The following is a 19,239-nucleotide window of genomic DNA, read 5'->3' on the forward strand; positions in this document are numbered from 1 at the left end:
CCGGCCGGATCACCGCGGCCGACGGCCATCCATCCGGCGCTGACCTGGACGACCCTCCGTGGGAGGACATCTTGCTCCACCCAGTACTACGACAGCAGTACACAGGATTGACCTCTCCAGGACGACGACCGGAACACACAGAAGAGAGATCGTGGAAGACATGAGTGCCCTCGCGCTGTCCGTGCTCCTCTCCCTGGTCTCCGCCGTCGCGTACGCGACCGGCGCGATCCTCCAGGAGCGCGTCGCGGCGAACACCCCGGACCGTCCCTACGCGCCGCTGCACCATGGCGCGTGGTGGGCGGCCGTGGTGCTGAACGGTCTGGGCGCGGCGCTCCATGTGGTGGCGCTGGCGTACGGGCCGCTCAGCCTGGTCCAGCCGCTCGGTGCGCTCACCATAGTCTTCGCCCTGCCCATGGCGGCGCTCTTCGTGGGCCGCAGGGCCGGGCGCACGGCCTGGCGTGGCGCGATCATGGCGAGCGTGGGCCTGGCGGGGCTGCTCGCGCTGACCTCGGGCAGCGATGCCCGCACGCTGGGCGGCGAGGAGCGGCTGGCTCTGGCCGCGGCCACGCTGGGCGGCGTGGGTGTGCTCTTCCTGGCCGCGCAGCTCGTGGGCCGGCCTGCGGTACGGAGCGTGCTGCTGGCGGCTGCGGCCGGTGCCGCGTTCGGTATCGGCTCGGTCTTCACCAAGACGGTCACGGTGGACTGGGCCTCGGACACACCGAGTGTGCAGCTGCCGAGCCTGCTGATCATCGCGGTCCTCGCGATCGGCGGGCTGCTGCTCTCCCAGGCGTCCTACCGAGGCGCGGGACTGGCCGCGCCGCTGGCCACGGTCACCGTCGTCAATCCGGTGGTGGCCGCGACCGTGGGCCTGACGCTCTTCGGTGAGCAGTTCCGCTACGGCGTCCTCGGTACGGTGCTGGCGCTGGGCTCCGGTGTGGTCGCCGCGGGCGGGCTGATACTGCTCACCACGGAGCGGCTCGGAGCCTCGCGGGCGGGCGGCCCGGGAGCGTCTGCGGCTCCGTCGGCCTCCTCGGCGGCCTCCGGCCGGCTGGAACGGGCGGATCGTCCGGGACCGGCTCATCCGGGACCGGCCGGGGCGGGCGGCAGCACCGTGGCCCCGGCCTCGGACGCTCCCTCAGAGCCTGATGCCCGCGGCCCGCAGATAGGCGAGCGGATCGATGTCGGTCCCGTAGTCCGGCCCCGTACGCATCTCGAAATGGAGATGCGGTCCCGTACTGTTACCGGTCGATCCTGACCGTGCGATCCGCTGGCCGCCGCCGACCTGCTGGCCCTCACGCACATTGAGCGCGGAGAGATGCGCGTACTGGCTGTACTTGCCGTCCTCGTGCCGGATGACGATCTGATAGCCGTACGAGCCCGCCCAGCCGGCCGAGACCACATGTCCGGCGGCGACGGCCTTCACCGAGGTGCCGGTGGGCACCGGGAAGTCCACACCGGTGTGATAGCCGCTGGCCCAGGAGCCGGCCTGACGGTACTGGGTCCCGGTGGAGGCGGAGACGGGCGCGGTGACCACGGCCGTCCTCGGCCTCTCGGTGCGGGCGGGCGCCTTGGCCTGCTGCTTCTTCTCCGTCTGCTTCGGCTTCTCGGCCTGCTTGGGCTTCGCCGCCGCCTGTTTGGGCTTCTCGGCCTGCTTCGGCTTGTCCGCCGCCTGCTTCGGCTTCGCGGCCGGTACGGGCTTCGCCGTCTCCTTGGGTCCTGTGGTAGCGCTGCCCTTCGGAGGCGTGCCCTTCTCAGGCGCCAGGACATGCAGGACGAGCTTCTGGCCCGGGAAGATCAGATCGGGATCGGTGCCGATGAGCTGACGGTTCTCCTCGTACAGCCGCTGCCAGCCGCCCTTGACGGACTCCTCGACGGCGATCGCGGAGAGCGAGTCGCCGCGCGCCACGGTGTAGCCCTCGCGCTGTGTCGGGACGGTGGTGGGCGACGCGGCCTTCTTCGGCCGGCTCTGCTCGGTCTGCCGGCTCTGCGCCGACTTCGTCCGGAGCGGGCCGCTGGTCCGCTCGGTCGCGGCTTCGGGCGCGTTGCCGCCACCGCCGGTCCGGTCCGGAGTGATGTCCGGCGCGTCGCCGCCCCGCGTCAGTCCGGCCTGTACCGAGCAGGCGGGCCAGGCTCCCGGGCCCTGGCCCTTGAGCACCTTCTCCGCGACGGCGATCTGCTGGTCCTTCGTGGCCAGATCGGCGCGCGGCGCATAGCTCCCGCCGCCGTACGCCTCCCAGGTGGACTGGGTGAACTGGAGTCCGCCGAAGTAGCCGTTGCCGGTGTTTATCTGCCAGTTGTCGGTCGACTCACAGGCCGCCACCTTCTCCCAGACATCCACCGACGCTCCATGCGCCGATCCGGCGGCGATGAGCGGCAGTGCCATCCCGGCGCCGCTCGCCGTAACGGTCAGCGATGCTCGGTTGATACGGCTCGGCTGGTACCTGCGGTGCCGACCGGTTGCGGCCATGGCTGGGCTCCCCCACTGGCTGTAGGACACGTCGCAACCGGACAACTTACGGGCTGGGCACACACCGTGACAAGACCTCAACTGGTGGCGACCGCAACCCGATTCGACCGATCGGCGCCCTGCCTGGTCAGCGGCCCTCCTCCGGCGCGGTCCGACGACGGGAGCCGGGCCGCCGGTGTCCCGCGAGAGCCGCCATTGACAGCGCCGAGGCCGTCCGGCGAGTCTTGGCGCAGCAAATGGGAGAGCGCTCTCCCGGTGTGGTGTGGAGCGAAGGGGCGGACATGACCGAGGAAGAGATCGGCCATCTGCTGGAGAAGCTCGATCTCCGGCAGAAGGTGCGTCTGCTGACCGGCGCGAGCAACTGGCGTACGCATCCGGAACCGGCCCTCGGACTGCGCGCCCTCACCTTCTCCGACGGTCCCGCCGGAGTGCGCGGAGTGGCCTGGGACGAACGGGACACCTCGCTCGTGCTGCCCTCCCCGAGCGCGCTCGCGGCCTCCTGGGACGAGGAGTTGGTGACCGAGCTGGGCGGGCTGCTCGCGGAGGAGGCCCGGCGCAAGGGTGTCGACGTCCTGCTCGCGCCCACGCTCAATCTGCACCGATCGCCGCTGGGCGGGCGGCACTTCGAGTGTTTCTCCGAGGACCCGCTGCTGACCGGCCGTACGGGCGCGGCCCTCGTCCATGGCATCCAGGACGGCGGAGTGGCGGCCACAGCCAAGCACTTCGTCGCCAATGACGCGGAGACCGACCGGCTCACCGTCGATGTGCGGGTAGACGAGCGGACATTGCGCGAGGTGTATCTCGCGCCTTTCGAAGCGGCGGTGGAGGCGGGCGCCTGGGCGGTGATGTCCGCGTACAACCGCGTCAACGGGTACACGATGGCCGCAGGACCGCTGCTGACCGAGCCGCTCAAGGGCGAATGGGGCTTCTCCGGGCCGGTGGTCTCCGACTGGGGCGCGGTCCGCTCGCTGCTCGACACCGCGCGTGCCGCGCAGGATCTGGCGATGCCGGGGCCCGAAAGCCCTTGGGCCGACGGGCTGTTCGCCGCCGTGCAGCAAGGGCTGGTCCCTGTGGCACGGATCGACGACAAGGTACGCAGACTGCTGCGGCTCGCCGACCGCGTGGGCGCGCTGGGTGAACGGCCTGTAGCGCGGCGGCCGTTGGCCGCGGTGGCGGCCGACGGGCGCGGGCTGCTGCGCCGTGCCGTCGCGGCGGGAACGGTCCTGCTGCGCAACGAGGGCGGGCTGCTGCCGCTCGATCCGGCGCGACTGCGCTCCGTCGCGGTCATCGGTCCTCATGCCACGGCGGTCCGTATCCAGGGCGGCGGCAGCGCGGAGGTGTTTCCCGCCTCCGTGGTTCCGCCGTTGGCCGGTATCACCGCCGCTCTGGACGGATCGGCCGAGGTGACCTACGTCCCGGGGCTGCCGCCGGACGGTCGGCCCAGGCCGCTGGACCGGAGCTGGACACGCGATCCGCGCGACGGCGAACCGGGCGTGCTGGTACGGCTGTTGGACGCCGACGGGACCGAACTCCACGCGGAGCACCGGCTGTCGGGACGGATCGTGGAGCCCGCCCGGCTGCCGGGAGCGGAGACCGTGGAAATCCGGGCGCTGATCCGGCCGGACCGGGACGGCGACTGGACACTGGCGGTCGGCGGCTGGGGCCCGGTCACTCTCTCCGTCGCCGGACGCACGGTGCTGAACGGCACCTTCCCGCTGGACTCCGACGATCCGACGCGGGTCCATGTCGCGCCGCCGTACCGGTCCGTACGGGTCGGGCTGACCGCCGGGACCGAGGTGGAGGTGGTCGCCCGGCGCGGGCTCGCTCCCGGCACCGGAGTGGCCACGGTGCTGGCCGCCGCACCGCCGCCCGGCGATCCGGTGGCCGAGCTCGCCGCGGCCGTCGCGGCGGCCCGCGACGCCGATGCCGCCGTGGTGGTGGTCGGCACCACCGAGGAGAGCGAGTCCGAGGGCCGCGACCGCGACTCGCTCGCGCTGCCGGACGGTCAGGACGCGCTGGTACGGGCCGTGGCGCGGGCCAATCCACGGACGGTGGTGATCCTGAACGCGGGCGCTCCCGTCACCCTTCCATGGCGCGCGGAGGTGCCCGCGCTGCTGCTCGCCTGGTTCCCGGGACAGGAGGCAGGCGACGGTCTCGCCGATGTGCTCTTCGGACACACCGAGCCGGGCGGCCGGCTGCCCACGACCTGGGCGGCGGCCCGCGAGGACGTTCCCGTACTCCGCACCAGGCCCGAGGAGAACAGCCTCGTCTACGCCGAGGGACCGTATGTCGGCTACCGCGCCTGGCTGAGATCGGGCGCCACGCCCGCGTACTGGTTCGGCCATGGACTGGGCTATACGACCTGGTCGTACGGCGCGCTGGAGGCACCGGACCGGGTGGGCGCGGGCGAGCCCTTCGACGTCCGGATACGGCTGCGCAACACGGGCACGCGGCGCGGACGCGAGGTCGTACAGCTCTATCTGTCCGAACCCGAGCCGTCCCAGGCCGAGCCGTCCCAGGCGGAATCGTCCGGACCCGAGCCGTCCAAGGCCGGATCGTCCGGTCCTGAGCCGGTCGATCCGTCGGCGCGCAGGCTCGTCGGATATACGGCGGTCGTCGCGGAGCCCGGCGAGGAGGTCGTCGCGGTGGTACGGGTCGACGGCCGGGCACCGGCGCGCTGGTCGACGGAGCGTCACCGCTGGGAGTGGACGCCCGGCAACTACGCCCTCTACGGCGGGCGCTCGGCCGGAGATCTGCCGCTCGGCGGGACGATCACACTGTCCGTGACGCCACCGCGCTCACCTGGGCCGACCACGGAGAGCGCTCTCCACTAATGCTATAAAGGGGGTCATGACGGAAGACCCGCGACCGGCCGGCGCACCCACCCTGGAGGATGTGGCGCGAGCCGCCGGTGTCTCCCGCGCCACGGTCTCACGGGTCGTCAACGGCGTCCGCAATGTCGACCCGGTGATACAGGAGTCCGTACGGCAGGCGGTGGCCGCGACCGGCTATACGCCCAACCGCGCGGCCCGCTCACTGGTCACCCGGCGCGCCGACGCGATCGCGCTGGTGGTCTCGGGAGCCGGGGACGACTCGGCCGAAGAGCCGGCGGACAGCCCTGCGGAATCGGCGGGCGGCTCGCCCGATGCCTCCGCCGTCGGTCCTGACGGTGCCAACAACTCTTTCACCGCACATGTCTTCGCCGATCCGTTCTTCGGCCGGGTGGTGGCGGGAGTCGTCAACTACCTGCGGCCCCGGGGCATGTATCCGGTGCTGATGTTCGCCGAGACGTCCCGCGCCCGCGACGAGGTCGTCTCGTATCTGCGCCAGGGCAGCGCGGACGGCGCGCTCGTGGTGTCGACACACGCCGAGGATCCGCTGCCCGCGCTGATCACGGACGCGGGACTGCCCGCCGTGCTGTACGCGCGCCCGGCCCGGCCCGCCCGTATCAGCTATGTGGATCTGGCCCATCAGGACGGCGCGCGGCTGGCCGCCGAGCATCTGCTCGCACGCGGCTGCCGGCGGATCGCCACGATCACGGGCCCGCTGGACGTGCCCGCGGGCCAGGACCGGCTGGCGGGCTTCCGCGACACGATGGCGCGGCGGGGCCATCCGTACATCCCCATCGCCGAAGGGCGGTTCACACAGGAGAGCGGCGAGACTGCGATGGAGCGGCTGCTCGCCGAACACCCGGATCTGGACGGCGTGTTCGCGGCGAACGATCTGATGGCGGTGGGCGCGTGCCATGTGCTCCGTGAGCACGGCAGACGGGTGCCGGAGGATGTCGCCGTGGTCGGTTTCGACGACAGCAGCGCGGCGCTCGCCTGCCGGCCGCCGCTGACCACCGTCCGGCAGCCCGTGGAGGAGATGGCGGCGGAGATGGCCCGGCTGCTGCTGGACCGGCTGGCGGGCTCGGACCGCGCGGTCACCTCGGTCATCTTCGAACCGTCACTGGTGGTACGCGGCTCGGCCTGACCGGACGACGCCTGGCGACGCCTCGCCTCGTAACGCCTCGCGCGAATCCACGGTTAGGCAACCGGAGTACGGAACAGATCGGGACCAAGCGGGCATTTCCTACGAAAAGGCATGGCCAGTTACATCTCGTCAGCCCGCCGGCTCGCCCGCCGTAGTCGAGGCGCGGTGCCAGCGGCGGGACACGGAGACTCCGCCCGGGTCCGGCTCGGATGACGGTCCCGGGAGTCTCGGACGGCTGCCGCCGCGTGCGAGGAACGCGGCGAGAGGCAGCGTCGCGGCGCCCACCGTCACCGCGTCCGGGCCGAGATGGCCCAGCTCGATGCTGGTGCGCTCCGCCGGGTGCCGGAGCGCGTACGCCTCCGCGTGGCGCCGGATCTCGGGCAGCAGATGCGGTCCGATCAGCAGTCCCGCCCAGCCGCCGAGCAGGATGCGCTCGGGCAGGAAGAGATTGATCAGATCGGCGACGGCCGCTCCCAGACACTGGGCGGTGTCGTCAAGGAGCGATACGGCCACCGGATCGGGCGCGAGGCCCTCGCCTTCGGGAAAGGCCGCTTCGAGCAGCGCCGCCAGCGCGGTCTCGTCGTCCGCGTCGTCCGGCAGCGGTCCGCCCGCTTCGTACCATCTCTCGCGCATCGCCTCCGCTCCGGCGTACGCCTCCAGACAGCCGACGGAGCCGCAGCGGCAGCGGCGTCCGCCCATGTGCACGGTGGTATGGCCCCATTCGAGCGCGCTGCCCCGGCCGCTCTCCTCCACCAGCGCGCCGCCGTGGATGACGCTCGCGCCGACTCCGGAGCCGATGAGCGCGATCGCGGCCGTGCCGGCACCACGGCCGCCGCCGAACCACATCTCGGCCTGTCCGAGAGTCTTGGCTCCGTTGTCGATGAACAGCGGCACCTCGGACGGTACGTCCAGGACCGCACGCAGCAGCTTCTCGAACGGGACCGCCGTCCAGCCGATGGTCTGGCCGTGCACCACGGCGCCGTCCTGGCCACCGCGTTCGATGATCCCGGGAACGCCGATACCGATACCGAGGAGCCGTCCCGGGTCGGCGCCCGCGTCGCGCAGCACATCGGCGACACCGGAGCAGACATGGGAGACGATGCGCTCGACGTCGTAGCCGTGCTGGGCCAGCAGCCGGTCGGTACGGGCGAGTTCGGTGAGGGAGAGATCGAAGAGTTCGACGCGGACCCGTGTCTCACCGATGTCGATACCGATGAGCAGTCCTCCGCCGGGCGCGACGCGCAGCAGCGTACGGGGACGCCCGCCGTCCGAGTCGACCACTCCGGCCTCCTCCAGAAGGCCTTCGGCGGCGAGTTCGGCAACGACGTTGCTGATAGAGCCTGAACTCAGCCCGGTGGCCGTACCGAGCTCCTGGCGGCTGAGCGGACCGTCGAAATACAACCGTTGTACAACCCTGGCACGGTTGTCCCTTCGCAGGTCACGCACCGTCCGTCTGCCGCGTTCTCCCATGGTGCTCCTTCCGTGGACGCAACATACCCCGGTCACAGACCTTGACGCGACCTTCCCTCACCTCTTAAATCACGTCATAAATTAAGTCATGGAGGCCGTTCGACTCTCGAACGCAGCCACCCCCGGAAAGGGGCCACCTCACATGCGCACCATCAGAGCCGCAGCAGCAGTAGCCGTCGTCAGTGCCCTCACCGCCGTCGCCGGCTGCGGTGGCGGATCCTCCAGCGAGGGCGGAAGTAACGAATCACCCAAAACCCTGACGTACTGGGCGTCCAACCAGGGGCCCAACATCGAGGCGGACAAGAAGATACTCACTCCCGAACTGAAAAAGTTCGAGGAGCAGACCGGCATCAAGGTCAAGCTCGAAGTCATCCCGTGGTCCGATCTGCTCAACCGGATCCTGGCCGCCACCACCTCGGGTCAGGGCCCCGACGTGCTGAACATCGGCAACACCTGGTCGGCCTCCCTCCAGGCCACGGGCGCGCTGCTGCCGTGGGACCAGAAGAACTTCGACGCGATCGGCGGCCGTGACCGGTTCGTCGACTCGGCGGTCGCCTCGGCCGGTGCGGAGGGTCAGGACCCCGCCGCCGTGCCGCTGTACTCGCTGGCCTACGCGCTCTACTACAACAAGCAGATGTTCGCGGACGCCGGTATCTCGCAGCCTCCGGCCACCTGGGACGAGCTTGTCGCCGACGGCAAGAAGATCTCCAAGGACGGCAAGTGGGCGCTGGGCGCCGAGGGCGGCAACCTGTCCAACAACATCCACCAGGTCTTCGTGCTCGGCAAGCAGCACGGTGCCGACTTCTTCGACAAGGCGGGCAAGCCGACCTTCACCTCCGACGGCGCCGTCGCCGCGGTGAAGCAGTACGTCGACTTCATGGCCAAGGACAAGATCATCGCTCCGGGCAACGCGGAGTACGCCCAGAACCAGTCCCTCACGGACTTCGCCAAGGGCAAGACGGCCATGGTGCTGTGGCAGGCCGCGGCCTCGACCTTCGCCTCCCAGGGCATGAAGCCCGAGGACTGGGGTGTCGCTCCCGTTCCGGTCCAGTCCGGCACTCCGGGCGCCGGCCAGAACACCAACTCCATGGTCGCGGGCATCAATATCGCGGTGTTCAACAACACCAAGAACGTCGACGGCGCCAAGAAGTTCGTGAAGTTCATGACGAGCGACGAGGAGCAGAAGCTGCTCAACAAGACCTTCGGCGCGATCCCGCCGGTGAAGGCCGCCCAGGAGGACCCGGCGTTCGGCGCGCCCGATCTGAAGGTCCTGCGTGACACGCTGTCCACCAGCGCCGCGCCGCTCCCGCAGGTCGCGAACGAGTCGCAGTTCGAGACGACCGTCGGTACGGCCGTCAAGGAGCTGTGGGCCGATGCCGCGGCCGGCAAGCCGGTGACCACCGAATCCGTCAAGGCGGCCCTGACCAAGGCCCAGCAGCAGATGGCACAGTGAGGCTTTCTCCATGACCGCCACCGTGACACCCAGTACTGGGCACAAGGCGGGCAAAACGGAGAAGACGGAGCATGGGGGTGCGCGCGGACCACGTCTGCTGCGCATCCCCGACCGCATCCGTCAGGGCGGTCTGCCCTATCTCCTGCTGCTGCCCGCGGTCGTGCTCGAACTGCTCATCCACATCATCCCGATGGTGATCGGGATCTGGGTGAGCTTCCGGCAGCTCACCCAGTTCTTCATCAGGAACTGGGGCAATTCACCCTCGGCCGGCTTCGACAACTACAAGATCGCCATCGATTTCGATGCTCCGATCGGCCAGGCACTGCTCCACTCGTTCCTGGTGACCTGTGCCTTCACCGTGCTCTCCGTCGGGCTGTCCTGGCTGTTCGGTGTGACGGCGGCGATCATGCTCCAGGAGAACTTCCGAGGCCGGAGCATTCTGCGGACGATCTTCCTCGTCCCGTACGCCCTGCCCGTGTACGCGGCGGTCATCACCTGGGCGTTCATGTTCCAGCACGACAACGGCATCATCAATCACGTACTGCATGATCAGCTCGGCCTCACCGACAAGCCGTCGTTCTGGCTGATCGGCAACAACAGCTTCATCGCGCTGGTCGTCGTCTCGCTCTGGAAGTCCTGGCCGTTCGCGTTCCTGATGCTGATGGCGGCCCTCCAGAACATCCCGCGCGATCTCTACGAGGCCGCCTCCATCGACGGAGCGGGCATCTGGCAGCAGATCCGCAAGATCACACTGCCGTCGCTGCGCCCGGTCAACCAGGTGCTGGTGCTCGTGCTGTTCCTGTGGACGTTCAACGACTTCAACACGCCCTATGTGCTGTTCGGCAAGTCGGCGCCGGAAGCGGCGGATCTGATCTCGATCCATATCTACCAGTCGTCGTTCGTCACCTGGAACTTCGGCTCGGGATCCGCGATGTCCGTCCTGCTGCTGCTCTTCCTGCTGCTCGTCACGGCGGTCTATCTGTTCTTCACCTCACGGGGAAGGAAGGGCTCCGATGTCTAGGCCCAGGTCGCCCAGCGCGCCGCCGCAGTCGTTCATCTGGACGCGCCGTGTCGTACTGACACTGCTCGCGGCCTTCGCGCTGCTGCCGGTCTATGTGATGGTCAGCAGCTCGCTCAAGCCGCTCCAGGACGTGTCGGGCAAGTTCCAGTGGTTCCCGACGAACTTCACGGTCCGGCCGTACTTCGACATCTGGAAGACCGTCCCGCTCGCCAAGTACTTCGTCAACTCGCTGATCGTGGCCGGTTCGGCGACCGCGCTCTCCGTGGTGATCGCGGTGTTCGCCGCGTACGCGGTGAGCCGCTACCGCTTCCGCGGCAAGCGGGTCTTCACCGTCACGGTGCTCTCCACCCAGATGTTCCCGGGCATCCTCTTCCTGCTCCCGCTGTTCCTGATCTTCGTCAACATCGGGAACACCACGGGCGTCGAGCTCTACGGCTCGCGCGGCGGTCTGATCCTCACCTATCTGACGTTCTCTCTGCCGTTCTCCATCTGGATGCTGATCGGGTACTTCGACTCGATTCCCAGGGAGCTGGACGAGGCCGCCATGGTGGACGGCGCGGGACCCATCCGCGCGCTGTTCCAAGTGGTGGTGCCCGCCGCGGTGCCCGGCATCGTCGCCGTCGCCGTCTACGCGTTCATGACGGCCTGGGGCGAAGTCCTCTTCGCCTCCGTCATGACCAATGACACCACCAGGACCCTGGCCGTCGGTCTCCAGGGCTACGCCACCCAGAACGATGTCTACTGGAACCAGATCATGGCCGCCTCGCTGGTCGTCAGCGTGCCCGTGGTCGTCGGGTTCCTTCTTCTCCAGCGCTACCTCGTCGCCGGCCTGACCGCGGGCGCCGTGAAGTGACCCATTCAGAAAGGCAGTCCGTGAACGACCTCAACGCCCTTCCCCACGATTTCACCTGGGGCGTCGCCACCGCCGCGTACCAGATCGAGGGAGCCGTGGCCGAGGACGGCCGCAGCCCCTCCATCTGGGACACGTTCTCGCACACTCCGGGCAAGATCGACAACGCCGACAACGGCGATGTGGCCTGCGACCACTACCACCGTGTGCCCGAGGACATCGGGCTGATGAAGCGGCTCGGTGTGGACGCGTACCGGTTCTCGATCGCCTGGCCGCGGATCGTGCCCGGCGGTGACGGACCGGTGAACGAGCGCGGTCTCGCGTTCTACGACCGGCTGGTGGACGGTCTGCTGGAAGCGGGCATCACTCCGTTCGCCACGCTCTACCACTGGGATCTGCCGCAGATCCTCCAGGACCGCGGCGGCTGGCCCTCGCGTGACACCCCCGAGCACTTCGCGGCGTACGCCTCCGCCGTCGCCGAGCGGCTCGGCGACCGTGTGAAGGACTGGGCGACGCTCAACGAGCCGCTCTGCTCCTCCTGGATCGGCCATCTCGAAGGCTCGATGGCGCCCGGACTGACCGATCTCACGGCCGCCGTGCGCACCTCGTTCCATCTCCATCTCGGGCACGGTCTCGCGGTACAGGCGATCCGTGCGGCGTCCTCGGACGCCCGGGTCGGCATCGTCAACAATCTCAGCCCGATCGAGCCGGCGAGCGACAGCGACGCGGACCGCGCCGCCGCCGTCCGTGCCGACGGTCATACGAACCGCTGGTGGCTGGACCCGATCCACGGCCGCGGCTATCCGCAGGACATGCTCGATCTGTACGGAGTGGACCTGCCCGTGCGCACGGGCGATCTGGAGACCATCGCGACACCGCTGGACTGGCTGGGGCTCAACTACTACTTCCGCCAGATCGTCGAGGACGACCCGACGGGCCAGGCGCCGTTCGCCCGCCAGGTCGACGTACCGGACGCCCGCCACACCCATATGGGATGGGAAGTGCACGCCGACGGTCTGGAGCAGCTTCTGCTCCGGCTGAAGGACGAGTACGGCGCCCAGCGGATCTTCGTCACCGAGAACGGTTCGGCCTTCCCCGACACCGTACGGGCGGACGGCACCGTCGACGACCCGGAGCGCGCCCGGTATCTGGACGAACATCTCGCCGCCTGCGCGCGGGCCGTGGAGAAGGGCGCGCCGCTCGCCGGGTACTTCGCCTGGTCGCTGATGGACAACTTCGAGTGGGCGTACGGCTACGACAAGCGGTTCGGTCTGGTCCATGTGGACTACGAGACACAGCGCCGCACCATCAAGGGCAGTGGCCACCACTACGCGGAGATCATCCGCGCGGCCAACGGCGGGACCGGCAAGGCCGCCTGACGCAAGGCTGTCTGACGCGCCCTCACTTGCCGTGAACGGCCGGAGCCACCGTCCTGGGGAGGTCGGACGGTGGCTCCGGCCGCGGCCGGGTACGCTCAACCGCTCAGATACTGGCGGGTATTGAGGGTTCCGTACCGGTCTGGGCGCAGACCGAGGCGGCCACCTCGGAGGCATAGCCCAGCATCCGTGTCACCTGGTCACGCGACAGCGCGGATGCGCCGCCGTCCCGGTGCGCGCCGGTGGTGGTCAGCCAGTTGAGAACACCGGACATGAAGGCGTCTCCCGCGCCGATGGTGTTGACCACCTCGACCGGCACCGCGGGCACGGACACCGGCTCCGCGGAGCCCGCGTATCCGGTACTGCCCTTGGCGCCACGGGTGACCACCACGAGCCTGCCCTCCGCCGCCAGCCGCCGGCAGGTCTCGTCGGGATCGGTGCCGGGCCAGAGCCGTACGAGATCCTCGTCGCTCGCCTTGACCACCTGGGCCAGCGAGCACAGCTCGCGCAGCCGCCGCCCGCCCGTCTCCGGATCGATCGTCCGGTCCTCGCGCACATTGGGATCCACCACCAGCAGGGAGCGCGCGGCGGCGGCGCGCGCGGTGGACGCGACGGCCTCGGCGGCCGGTTCGACGACCGCCGCGACACCGCCCGCGTACACCGCGGCGAACCGGTCCACCTCGCCCGCGTGGTCCGGCAGCCGGAAGGTCGCCGTGTCCTGGAGATGGAAGTGGTAACTGGTGCCGTCCGGGCCCGGATCGGCGACCGCCAGCGTGGTGGGCAGCTCCGAGCGCGCGCAGAGACCGAGCTCCGTACCGGCCGAGACCAGCCGCTGCTCGATCATCCGCGCGAAGCCGTCGCCGCCGAGCGCGCCCGCGAACCAGCTCGGTGTGCCGAGCCTGGCGAGTCCCGCCGCGACATTGGCCGGAGCACCGCCCGGCTCGGCGCGGTAGGCCGCCGGCTCCTGCGGCGACGGTACGAGGTCGATGAGCGCCTCGCCCATCACCAGAACGGCGCCCGGGCGGACCGGCCGCTCCTTGCTCACGGCTCCACCACGATCTTGCGGCCCTGGCCCGCCTTGAACCGCTCGATCGCCTGCGGGTACTCCTCCAGCGGCATCCGGTCGCTGATGAAGACCGCCGGATCGAGCACTCCGGTGGCGAAGAGCGCGGCGGCCCGCTCGTAGCTGTGCAGCACCGCCATGGAGCCGGTGATGGTGATCTCCTGGTTGTAGATGCGGTACGGCTCGATGACCGCGGTCGTCGCGTAGTCGGAGACGCCGAACTGGAGGAAGGTGCCGCCCTTGGCGACCCGGCCGAGACCGTCCTGGATGGCGCCCGCGTTGCCGGTGGCGTCGATCACGAAGTCCCAGCCGCCCGGCCGGTCGAACTCCTCCGCCGAGGCGGCGGTACGCGAACAGCCCAGCTTGCCGGCGGTCGCCAGCCGCTCCGGATTGATGTCCAGGACGTCGACAACGGCGGCGCCGGTGCGCTTGGCGAGTTCGAGCATCATCAGTCCCATGGTGCCCGAACCGTAGATCAGCACCTCGGCGCCGAGCGTGGAGCTGAGGACGTCGTATCCGCGGACCGCGCAGGAGAGCGGCTCGATCAGCGCCGCGTCCCGTACGTCGATATGGTCGGGCAGCTTGACACAGTTGGCGACGGGCGCGACGGCGTACTCGGCGGCGCCGCCCGGCTTGCTGACACCGATCGCGTTCCACCGGTCGCACAGATTGCCGCGCCCGGCCCGGCAGTAGCGGCACTCGTGGCAGTACAGCGACGGATCGACCGCCACCTTGTCGCCCACGGCCAGTTCAGTGACGTCGGAGCCGATTTCCACGATCTCACCGGCGAACTCATGGCCGGGCACGATCGGCAGGGTGGGTGCGAACTCTCCCTGGAGAATGTGCAGATCGGTGCCGCACAGGCCGCACGACGCGACGGAAACGACCACATCCCGGGGGCCCGGGGTGGGATCGGGCACCGTCGTGACGGAGACCTGGCCGACGGCTTCGACGATCGCTGCCCTCATTACTTAACAGCTCCAAGAGAAAGGCCCTGGACCAGCTTGTCCTGGGCGGCGAAACCGGCTGCGAGCACCGGCAGGGAGACAACGACGGACGCCGCGCAGAGCTGGGCGAGGAAGAGCCCCTGGCTGGTGACGAAGCCCGTCAGGAAAACAGGTGCGGTCTGGGCCGTCACCCCGGTGAGCACCCGGGCGAAGAGCAGCTCGTTCCAGCTGAAGATGAAGCAGATCAGGGCGGTGGCCGCGATGCCCGGCGCGGCCACCGGTGCCACCACCCGGGCCAGCACGGTCGGCAGCCGGGCGCCGTCCACCTGGGCCGCCTCGATGATGGAGACCGGGACGTCCGCGAGGAAGGACTGCATCATCCAGACCGCGATCGGCAGATTCATCGAGGTGTAGAGGATGACGAGCAGCCAGATGTTGTCCAGCATGCCGGTGTTCTTCGCGAAGAGATACACGGGCAGCAGTCCGGCGACGACCGGCAGCATCTTCGTGGAGAGGAAGAAGAACATCACGTCCGTCCACTTCTCCACCCGCTTGATGGAGAGCGCGTACGCCGCGGGAAGCGCCAGGACGAGCACGAACACCGTGGAGAACAGTGACGCGGTCAGGGAGTTGATCAGCGGCGGCCAGGGGCTCGCGCCGCCTCCCGCGCCGAAGAAGACCCGGTAGCTGTCGAGTGTGAGTCCCGCGCCGAAGGAGGGCGGATTGGTCGCCGCGTCCGCCTCCGAGTGGAAGGAGGTGAGCAGCATCCAGAGCGCCGGCAGACAGAAGACGATTCCGACGATCCAGGCCAGCAGACCGAGCCCGGCGGAGCGCCGCCTGGCCCGCTTGGCGGCGGGCGCGTACGGATCGATCCTGGGGCGTGCGACCGGTGCCGCGTGCGGGGCCGAGAGGGTACTCATGCGCGGTTCGCCTCCTCACTGAAGAGGGACGAGACCACACGCAGGGCGAAGGTCGCGATCACGATCGTGCCGATCACGACGACGACTCCGGCGGCGGAGGCCAGTCCGTACTCGTGAGCCTGGTAGAAGGTCTGGTAGATGGTGTACGGGAGGTTCGCGGTGCCGAGCCCGCCCGAGGTGAGGGTGAAGACCGCGTCGAAGTTCTGCACGATGTAGATCGAGCCGAGCAGGACGCCCAGTTCGAGATAGCGGCGCAGATGCGGCAGTGTCAGATAGCGGAAGGTCTGCCAGGTGGTGGCGCCGTCCAGCTTCGCGGCCTCGATGATCTCGGCCGGCCTGCTCTGGAGTCCGGCGAGCAGGATGAGCATCATGAACGGCGTCCACTGCCACACCAGAGCCGCCTCGACCGCGATCAGCGGCATGTCGGAGATCCAGTCCGGCTGGGCCGGGCTGCTCACTCCGAAGAGTCCGGTGAACCAGGCCCAGGCACCGTTGAACAGACCGTACTCGGGGTTGTAGAGCGCGTGCTTCCACAGCAGCGCCGCCGAGACCGGGACCAGCAGGAACGGCGTGATCAGCAGCGTACGGACAAAGCCGCGGCCGAAGAACTTGCGGTCCAGCAGCAGGGCCAGCAGCAGTCCGAGGATCACACTGGCGATCACGACGCTCGCGGTGAGCAGGACGGTGGTGAACACCGATTCCCGCAGGCTCGCGTCGGAGAACACGGAGCCGTAGTTGGCGAGTCCGGCGAAGCCGCGCTCGTCGGGAGCCAGCGAGTTCCAGTCGAAGACCGAGATCACCAGCGTCGCCACGAAGGGCAGCTGGGTGACCGCGATCAGAAAGACGAGCGCGGGCAGCAGCGGGGCCCGGGTGGCCCAGGCGCGGGCCCGGCCGGAGGCCCTCCGGCCGGCGCGCCGTGGGGCGCCGGGGCGCGACGCGCCGGCCGGGGAGAGCGGAGATGTACTGACGGAGGTGCTCACTGCTGCTCCTTGCCGACCTTCTCGGCGAGCGCCTGCGAGGTCTTCAGCGCCTCGGCCACCGACTTCTTGCCCGCGATGGCGGCGCTGATCTCCTGCGAGACCTTGGTGCCCAGATCGGTGAACTCCGGGATGTCGACGAACTGGATGCCAACGGTCGGGCGCGGCTGGGTGCCCGGGTCACGCGGGTTGGCGGTGGCGATGGCTTCCTTGGTGACCTCGGCGAACGCCGCCGCGTCCTTCAGATAGTCGGGGTTGGCGTATGTCGAGGCGCGCTTGCCCGCGGGGACGTTGGCCCAGCCGATCTGCTCGCCGACGAGGTTCTCGTACTCCTTGCTGGACGCCCAGGAAATGAACTTCCACGCGCTCTCGGTCTTGGTGGAGGCCTTCTGCATGCCCCAGGCCCAGGTGTAGAGCCAGCCCGAGCTCTCCGTCTTGTCCACGGGAGCCGGCACATAGCCGATCTTGCCCTTGACCGGCGAGCCCTTGGCCTCCAGCGATCCGGCGCCCGCGGTGGCGTCGTACCACATGGCCGAGTTGCCCTGCGTCATGTTGTTGAGGCACTCGGCGTAGCCGGACTGCGGAGCACCGGCCTGGCCGTGGTTGCGTACCAGGTCGACATAGAACTGGGTGGCCTTGGTGAACTCCGGCGAGGTGAGCTGTGCCTCCCAGTCCTTGGTGAACCAGGTGCCGCCCATGGTATTGACGACGGTGGTCAGCGGAGCGATGACCTCGCCCCAGCCGGGCAGTCCGCGCAGACAGATGCCCTTCATGTTCTCCTGCGCGCCGTCCACCTTGGCGGCGAGGTCGGCGACCTGCTGCCAGGTGGGCTTCGCGGGCATGGTGAGGTTCTTCGCCGCGAAGACGTCCTTGCGGTACATCAGGAAGGACGACTCGCCGTAGAAGGGCTCGCCGTAGAGCTTGCCGTCCTCGGCGGTCAGGGACTCCTGGAGCGGCTTGAGTATGTCGCCCTGGTCGAAGGCCTTGTCCTTGGCGGAGTACTCGTCGAGCGGGTGCAGCCAGCCGTTCTTCGCGTAGAACGGGACCTCGAAGTTGCTGATGGTGGCGACGTCGTACTGACCGGCCTGGTTGGAGAAGTCCTGGGTGATCTTGTCGCGTACGTCGTTCTCCGGCAGGACCGTGAAGTTGACCTTGATCCCGGTCTCCTTGGTGAAGTTGTCCGCGGTGAGCTTCTGCAGCTCCACCATCTGCGGGTTGTTCACCATGAGCACATTGAGCGTGTCACCGCCCGAGGAGGAGGTGCCGCCCGCACCGCTGCACCCGGCGAGCAGGGCCATCAGTGCGGCGCTCGCGCCCACACGTACCCGGATTCCGTTGCTTCCACCAAAGCGCCGTTGCTGGAGGGGAAGGAGTGGCATGACGTTCTCTCCTGATCGTTCGATGCGGGAAGACTCAGAGGTGCCGGACGAGAAGGCACCAGAGTTGCTGGAGGGGATGGAGGGTGTGACGGATATCCGAAGGCGGTTACGGGTACGAAATGAAGGACGGGTGCCCGGCGGGCGGGACGGAACGGGATGCGAGGGGACGCATACGGGCGGAACGGAAGCGGGCGGAGCGGGACGGGATCAGACGCGGATGACCTGCGGCCCGAGCAGCGAGTAGCGCTGGGCCTCGGCCGAGGGCAGGCCGGCGTCCGTGACGATCGACTCGAAGTCACCGACCTCGGCGAAGCGGCAGAAGCTGACCGCGCCGAATTTGGTGTGGATCCCGGCGAAGACCCGGCGGCGCGCGCTCCGCATGGCCTGGGCCTTGACCTCGCTGACCGCCGGATCGGGAGTCGTGAGGCCGTACTCGCGGGATATGCCGTTCGCTCCGACGTACGCCAGATCGATGACGAACTCGGCGAGCATCCGGGTGGTCCAGTGGTCGACCGTGGCCATCGTAGAGCCACGGACCCGGCCACCGAGCAGCAATACGGCGATCTTCTCGGCATCGGCGAGCGCCGTCGCCACCGCGAGGGAGGCGGTGACCACGGTCAGCGGCCGGTCCCTGGGCAGCGCCTCGGCGACGAGCTGAGGAGTGAAGCCCTCGTCGACGAAGACCGTTTCCGCGTCGCCGAGGAGATCGGCGGCAGCCGCCGCGATCCGGGACTTCTGAGGTACGAGCCGGGTGGTCCGTACCGCGAGGGTGGTCTCGAATCCGGCGCTCTCCACCGGGTAGGCGCCGCCGTGGGTGCGTCGCACCAGCCCGTGTTCCTCCAGGGCGTGCAGATCGCGGCGGACGGTCTCCTTGGCGACCTGAAGTCTCCCGGCCAGGGCGGTGACCTCGACCGACCCGTCTCGTCGGGCGATCTCAAGGATTTCTCGTCGGCGCTCGTCGGTGTCCACGACAACACACTTCCCTGCTTTGCTGCGGCTCAGCACCCGTTCGGGCTCATGCGTCGTTTGTACAAGCAAGAGACCGGCTGCGACCAGCTTCTTCACAGCATCGACTGTGCCCGTTCATGCCCGTTTCGGGAAGAGTGTTTGCGCTGATCACCGCAGTGATCGGGATGACTGTTGCCCGGATCACTGCCCGATTGATGCCCGCCGTGCGCCCGTTCGGCGCCCGGTGCGGTACACGCTTTTCCCGCAATCGGAACCGTCATACGGCAGCCCGTCGCGGGACGGGAAATCCAACGGCGGGCCATGGAGTGTCCATGGCCCGCCGTCGGAGTGCCGTCCGGCGCCGCCGGCGGGGAGGAGACGGCGCGGGCGGAT

Annotated in this window: 15 protein-coding genes; 7 read left to right on the forward strand and 8 right to left on the reverse strand. The window is 69.1% G+C overall.

The features are described 5' to 3' along the window. Positions 1–160 precede the first annotated feature (160 nt). Positions 161–1,255 carry a DMT family transporter gene (locus tag ACFV6H_RS06845; RefSeq protein ID WP_385539312.1) on the forward strand — a complete coding sequence of 365 codons (1,095 nt, stop codon included), beginning with the start codon at positions 161–163 and terminating at the stop codon, positions 1,253–1,255. Here ACFV6H_RS06845 and ACFV6H_RS06850 read toward each other — a convergent pair. Further along, positions 1,136–2,467, reverse strand: coding sequence for a transglycosylase family protein (locus ACFV6H_RS06850; protein WP_385539314.1), 1,332 nt, complete (start codon positions 2,465–2,467; stop codon positions 1,136–1,138). The two genes, ACFV6H_RS06845 and ACFV6H_RS06850, sit on opposite strands and share 120 nt — an antisense overlap. Before the next feature lie 281 nt (positions 2,468–2,748). Here ACFV6H_RS06850 and ACFV6H_RS06855 point away from each other — a divergent pair, with 281 nt between their 5' ends. Together ACFV6H_RS06855 and ACFV6H_RS06860 are read left to right on the forward strand one after the other, a co-directional pair. Continuing rightward, a complete protein-coding gene (locus ACFV6H_RS06855) occupies positions 2,749–5,301 on the forward strand; it encodes a glycoside hydrolase family 3 C-terminal domain-containing protein (protein WP_385539316.1) in 2,553 nt (850 codons plus the stop codon). 16 nt (positions 5,302–5,317) lie between these two features. Further along, complete coding sequence (locus tag ACFV6H_RS06860) at positions 5,318–6,442, forward strand: LacI family DNA-binding transcriptional regulator (protein ID WP_385539318.1); 1,125 nt, start codon at positions 5,318–5,320, stop codon at positions 6,440–6,442. A gap of 129 nt (positions 6,443–6,571) precedes the next feature. Here the strand turns inward: ACFV6H_RS06860 and ACFV6H_RS06865 are convergent, their stop codons facing one another. Then, the gene (locus ACFV6H_RS06865; protein WP_384975088.1) at positions 6,572–7,912 is read right to left on the reverse strand and encodes an ROK family protein; all 1,341 of its coding nucleotides are present in this window, start codon (positions 7,910–7,912) and stop codon (positions 6,572–6,574) included. 142 nt (positions 7,913–8,054) lie between these two features. Here ACFV6H_RS06865 and ACFV6H_RS06870 point away from each other — a divergent pair, with 142 nt between their 5' ends. Genes ACFV6H_RS06870 through ACFV6H_RS06885 form a run of 4 tightly spaced genes read left to right on the forward strand, consistent with a single transcriptional unit; the run spans position 8,055 to position 12,615 of the window. Continuing rightward, a complete protein-coding gene (locus tag ACFV6H_RS06870) occupies positions 8,055–9,365 on the forward strand; it encodes an extracellular solute-binding protein (RefSeq protein WP_384975089.1) in 1,311 nt (436 codons plus the stop codon). Between the two features lie 10 nt (positions 9,366–9,375). Continuing rightward, positions 9,376–10,386, forward strand: coding sequence for a carbohydrate ABC transporter permease (locus tag ACFV6H_RS06875; protein ID WP_384782415.1), 1,011 nt, complete (start codon positions 9,376–9,378; stop codon positions 10,384–10,386). After that, a complete protein-coding gene (locus ACFV6H_RS06880; RefSeq protein ID WP_384782413.1) occupies positions 10,379–11,239 on the forward strand; it encodes a carbohydrate ABC transporter permease in 861 nt (286 codons plus the stop codon). The genes ACFV6H_RS06875 and ACFV6H_RS06880 overlap by 8 nt, the downstream gene beginning before the upstream one ends. A gap of 20 nt (positions 11,240–11,259) precedes the next feature. Next, a complete protein-coding gene (locus ACFV6H_RS06885) occupies positions 11,260–12,615 on the forward strand; it encodes a GH1 family beta-glucosidase (protein WP_385539322.1) in 1,356 nt (451 codons plus the stop codon). 103 nt (positions 12,616–12,718) lie between these two features. Here the strand turns inward: ACFV6H_RS06885 and ACFV6H_RS06890 are convergent, their stop codons facing one another. The 6 genes from ACFV6H_RS06890 to ACFV6H_RS06915 all read right to left on the reverse strand — a co-directional run bounded on the left by ACFV6H_RS06890 (position 12,719) and on the right by ACFV6H_RS06915 (position 18,867). After that, positions 12,719–13,615 carry a PfkB family carbohydrate kinase gene (locus ACFV6H_RS06890; RefSeq protein WP_385539786.1) on the reverse strand — a complete coding sequence of 299 codons (897 nt, stop codon included), beginning with the start codon at positions 13,613–13,615 and terminating at the stop codon, positions 12,719–12,721. A 38-nt stretch (positions 13,616–13,653) separates the two neighbouring features. Then, positions 13,654–14,643, reverse strand: a complete 990-nt coding sequence (locus tag ACFV6H_RS06895) for a zinc-dependent alcohol dehydrogenase family protein (protein ID WP_385539324.1) — start codon at positions 14,641–14,643, stop codon at positions 13,654–13,656. Then, positions 14,643–15,542 carry a carbohydrate ABC transporter permease gene (locus ACFV6H_RS06900; RefSeq protein ID WP_202450676.1) on the reverse strand — a complete coding sequence of 300 codons (900 nt, stop codon included), beginning with the start codon at positions 15,540–15,542 and terminating at the stop codon, positions 14,643–14,645. Before ACFV6H_RS06900 ends, ACFV6H_RS06895 begins: the two co-directional genes overlap by 1 nt. Then, a complete protein-coding gene (locus ACFV6H_RS06905; protein WP_385539327.1) occupies positions 15,539–16,522 on the reverse strand; it encodes a carbohydrate ABC transporter permease in 984 nt (327 codons plus the stop codon). Before ACFV6H_RS06905 ends, ACFV6H_RS06900 begins: the two co-directional genes overlap by 4 nt. Then, positions 16,519–17,898, reverse strand: coding sequence for an ABC transporter substrate-binding protein (locus ACFV6H_RS06910; protein WP_385539329.1), 1,380 nt, complete (start codon positions 17,896–17,898; stop codon positions 16,519–16,521). Before ACFV6H_RS06910 ends, ACFV6H_RS06905 begins: the two co-directional genes overlap by 4 nt. Before the next feature lie 207 nt (positions 17,899–18,105). Next, positions 18,106–18,867 carry a DeoR/GlpR family DNA-binding transcription regulator gene (locus ACFV6H_RS06915; RefSeq protein ID WP_066949817.1) on the reverse strand — a complete coding sequence of 254 codons (762 nt, stop codon included), beginning with the start codon at positions 18,865–18,867 and terminating at the stop codon, positions 18,106–18,108. Between the last annotated feature and the right edge of the window lie 372 nt (positions 18,868–19,239).

Source organism: Streptomyces sp. NPDC059743 (assembly GCF_042732975.1).
GTDB lineage: Bacteria > Actinomycetota > Actinomycetes > Streptomycetales > Streptomycetaceae > Streptomyces.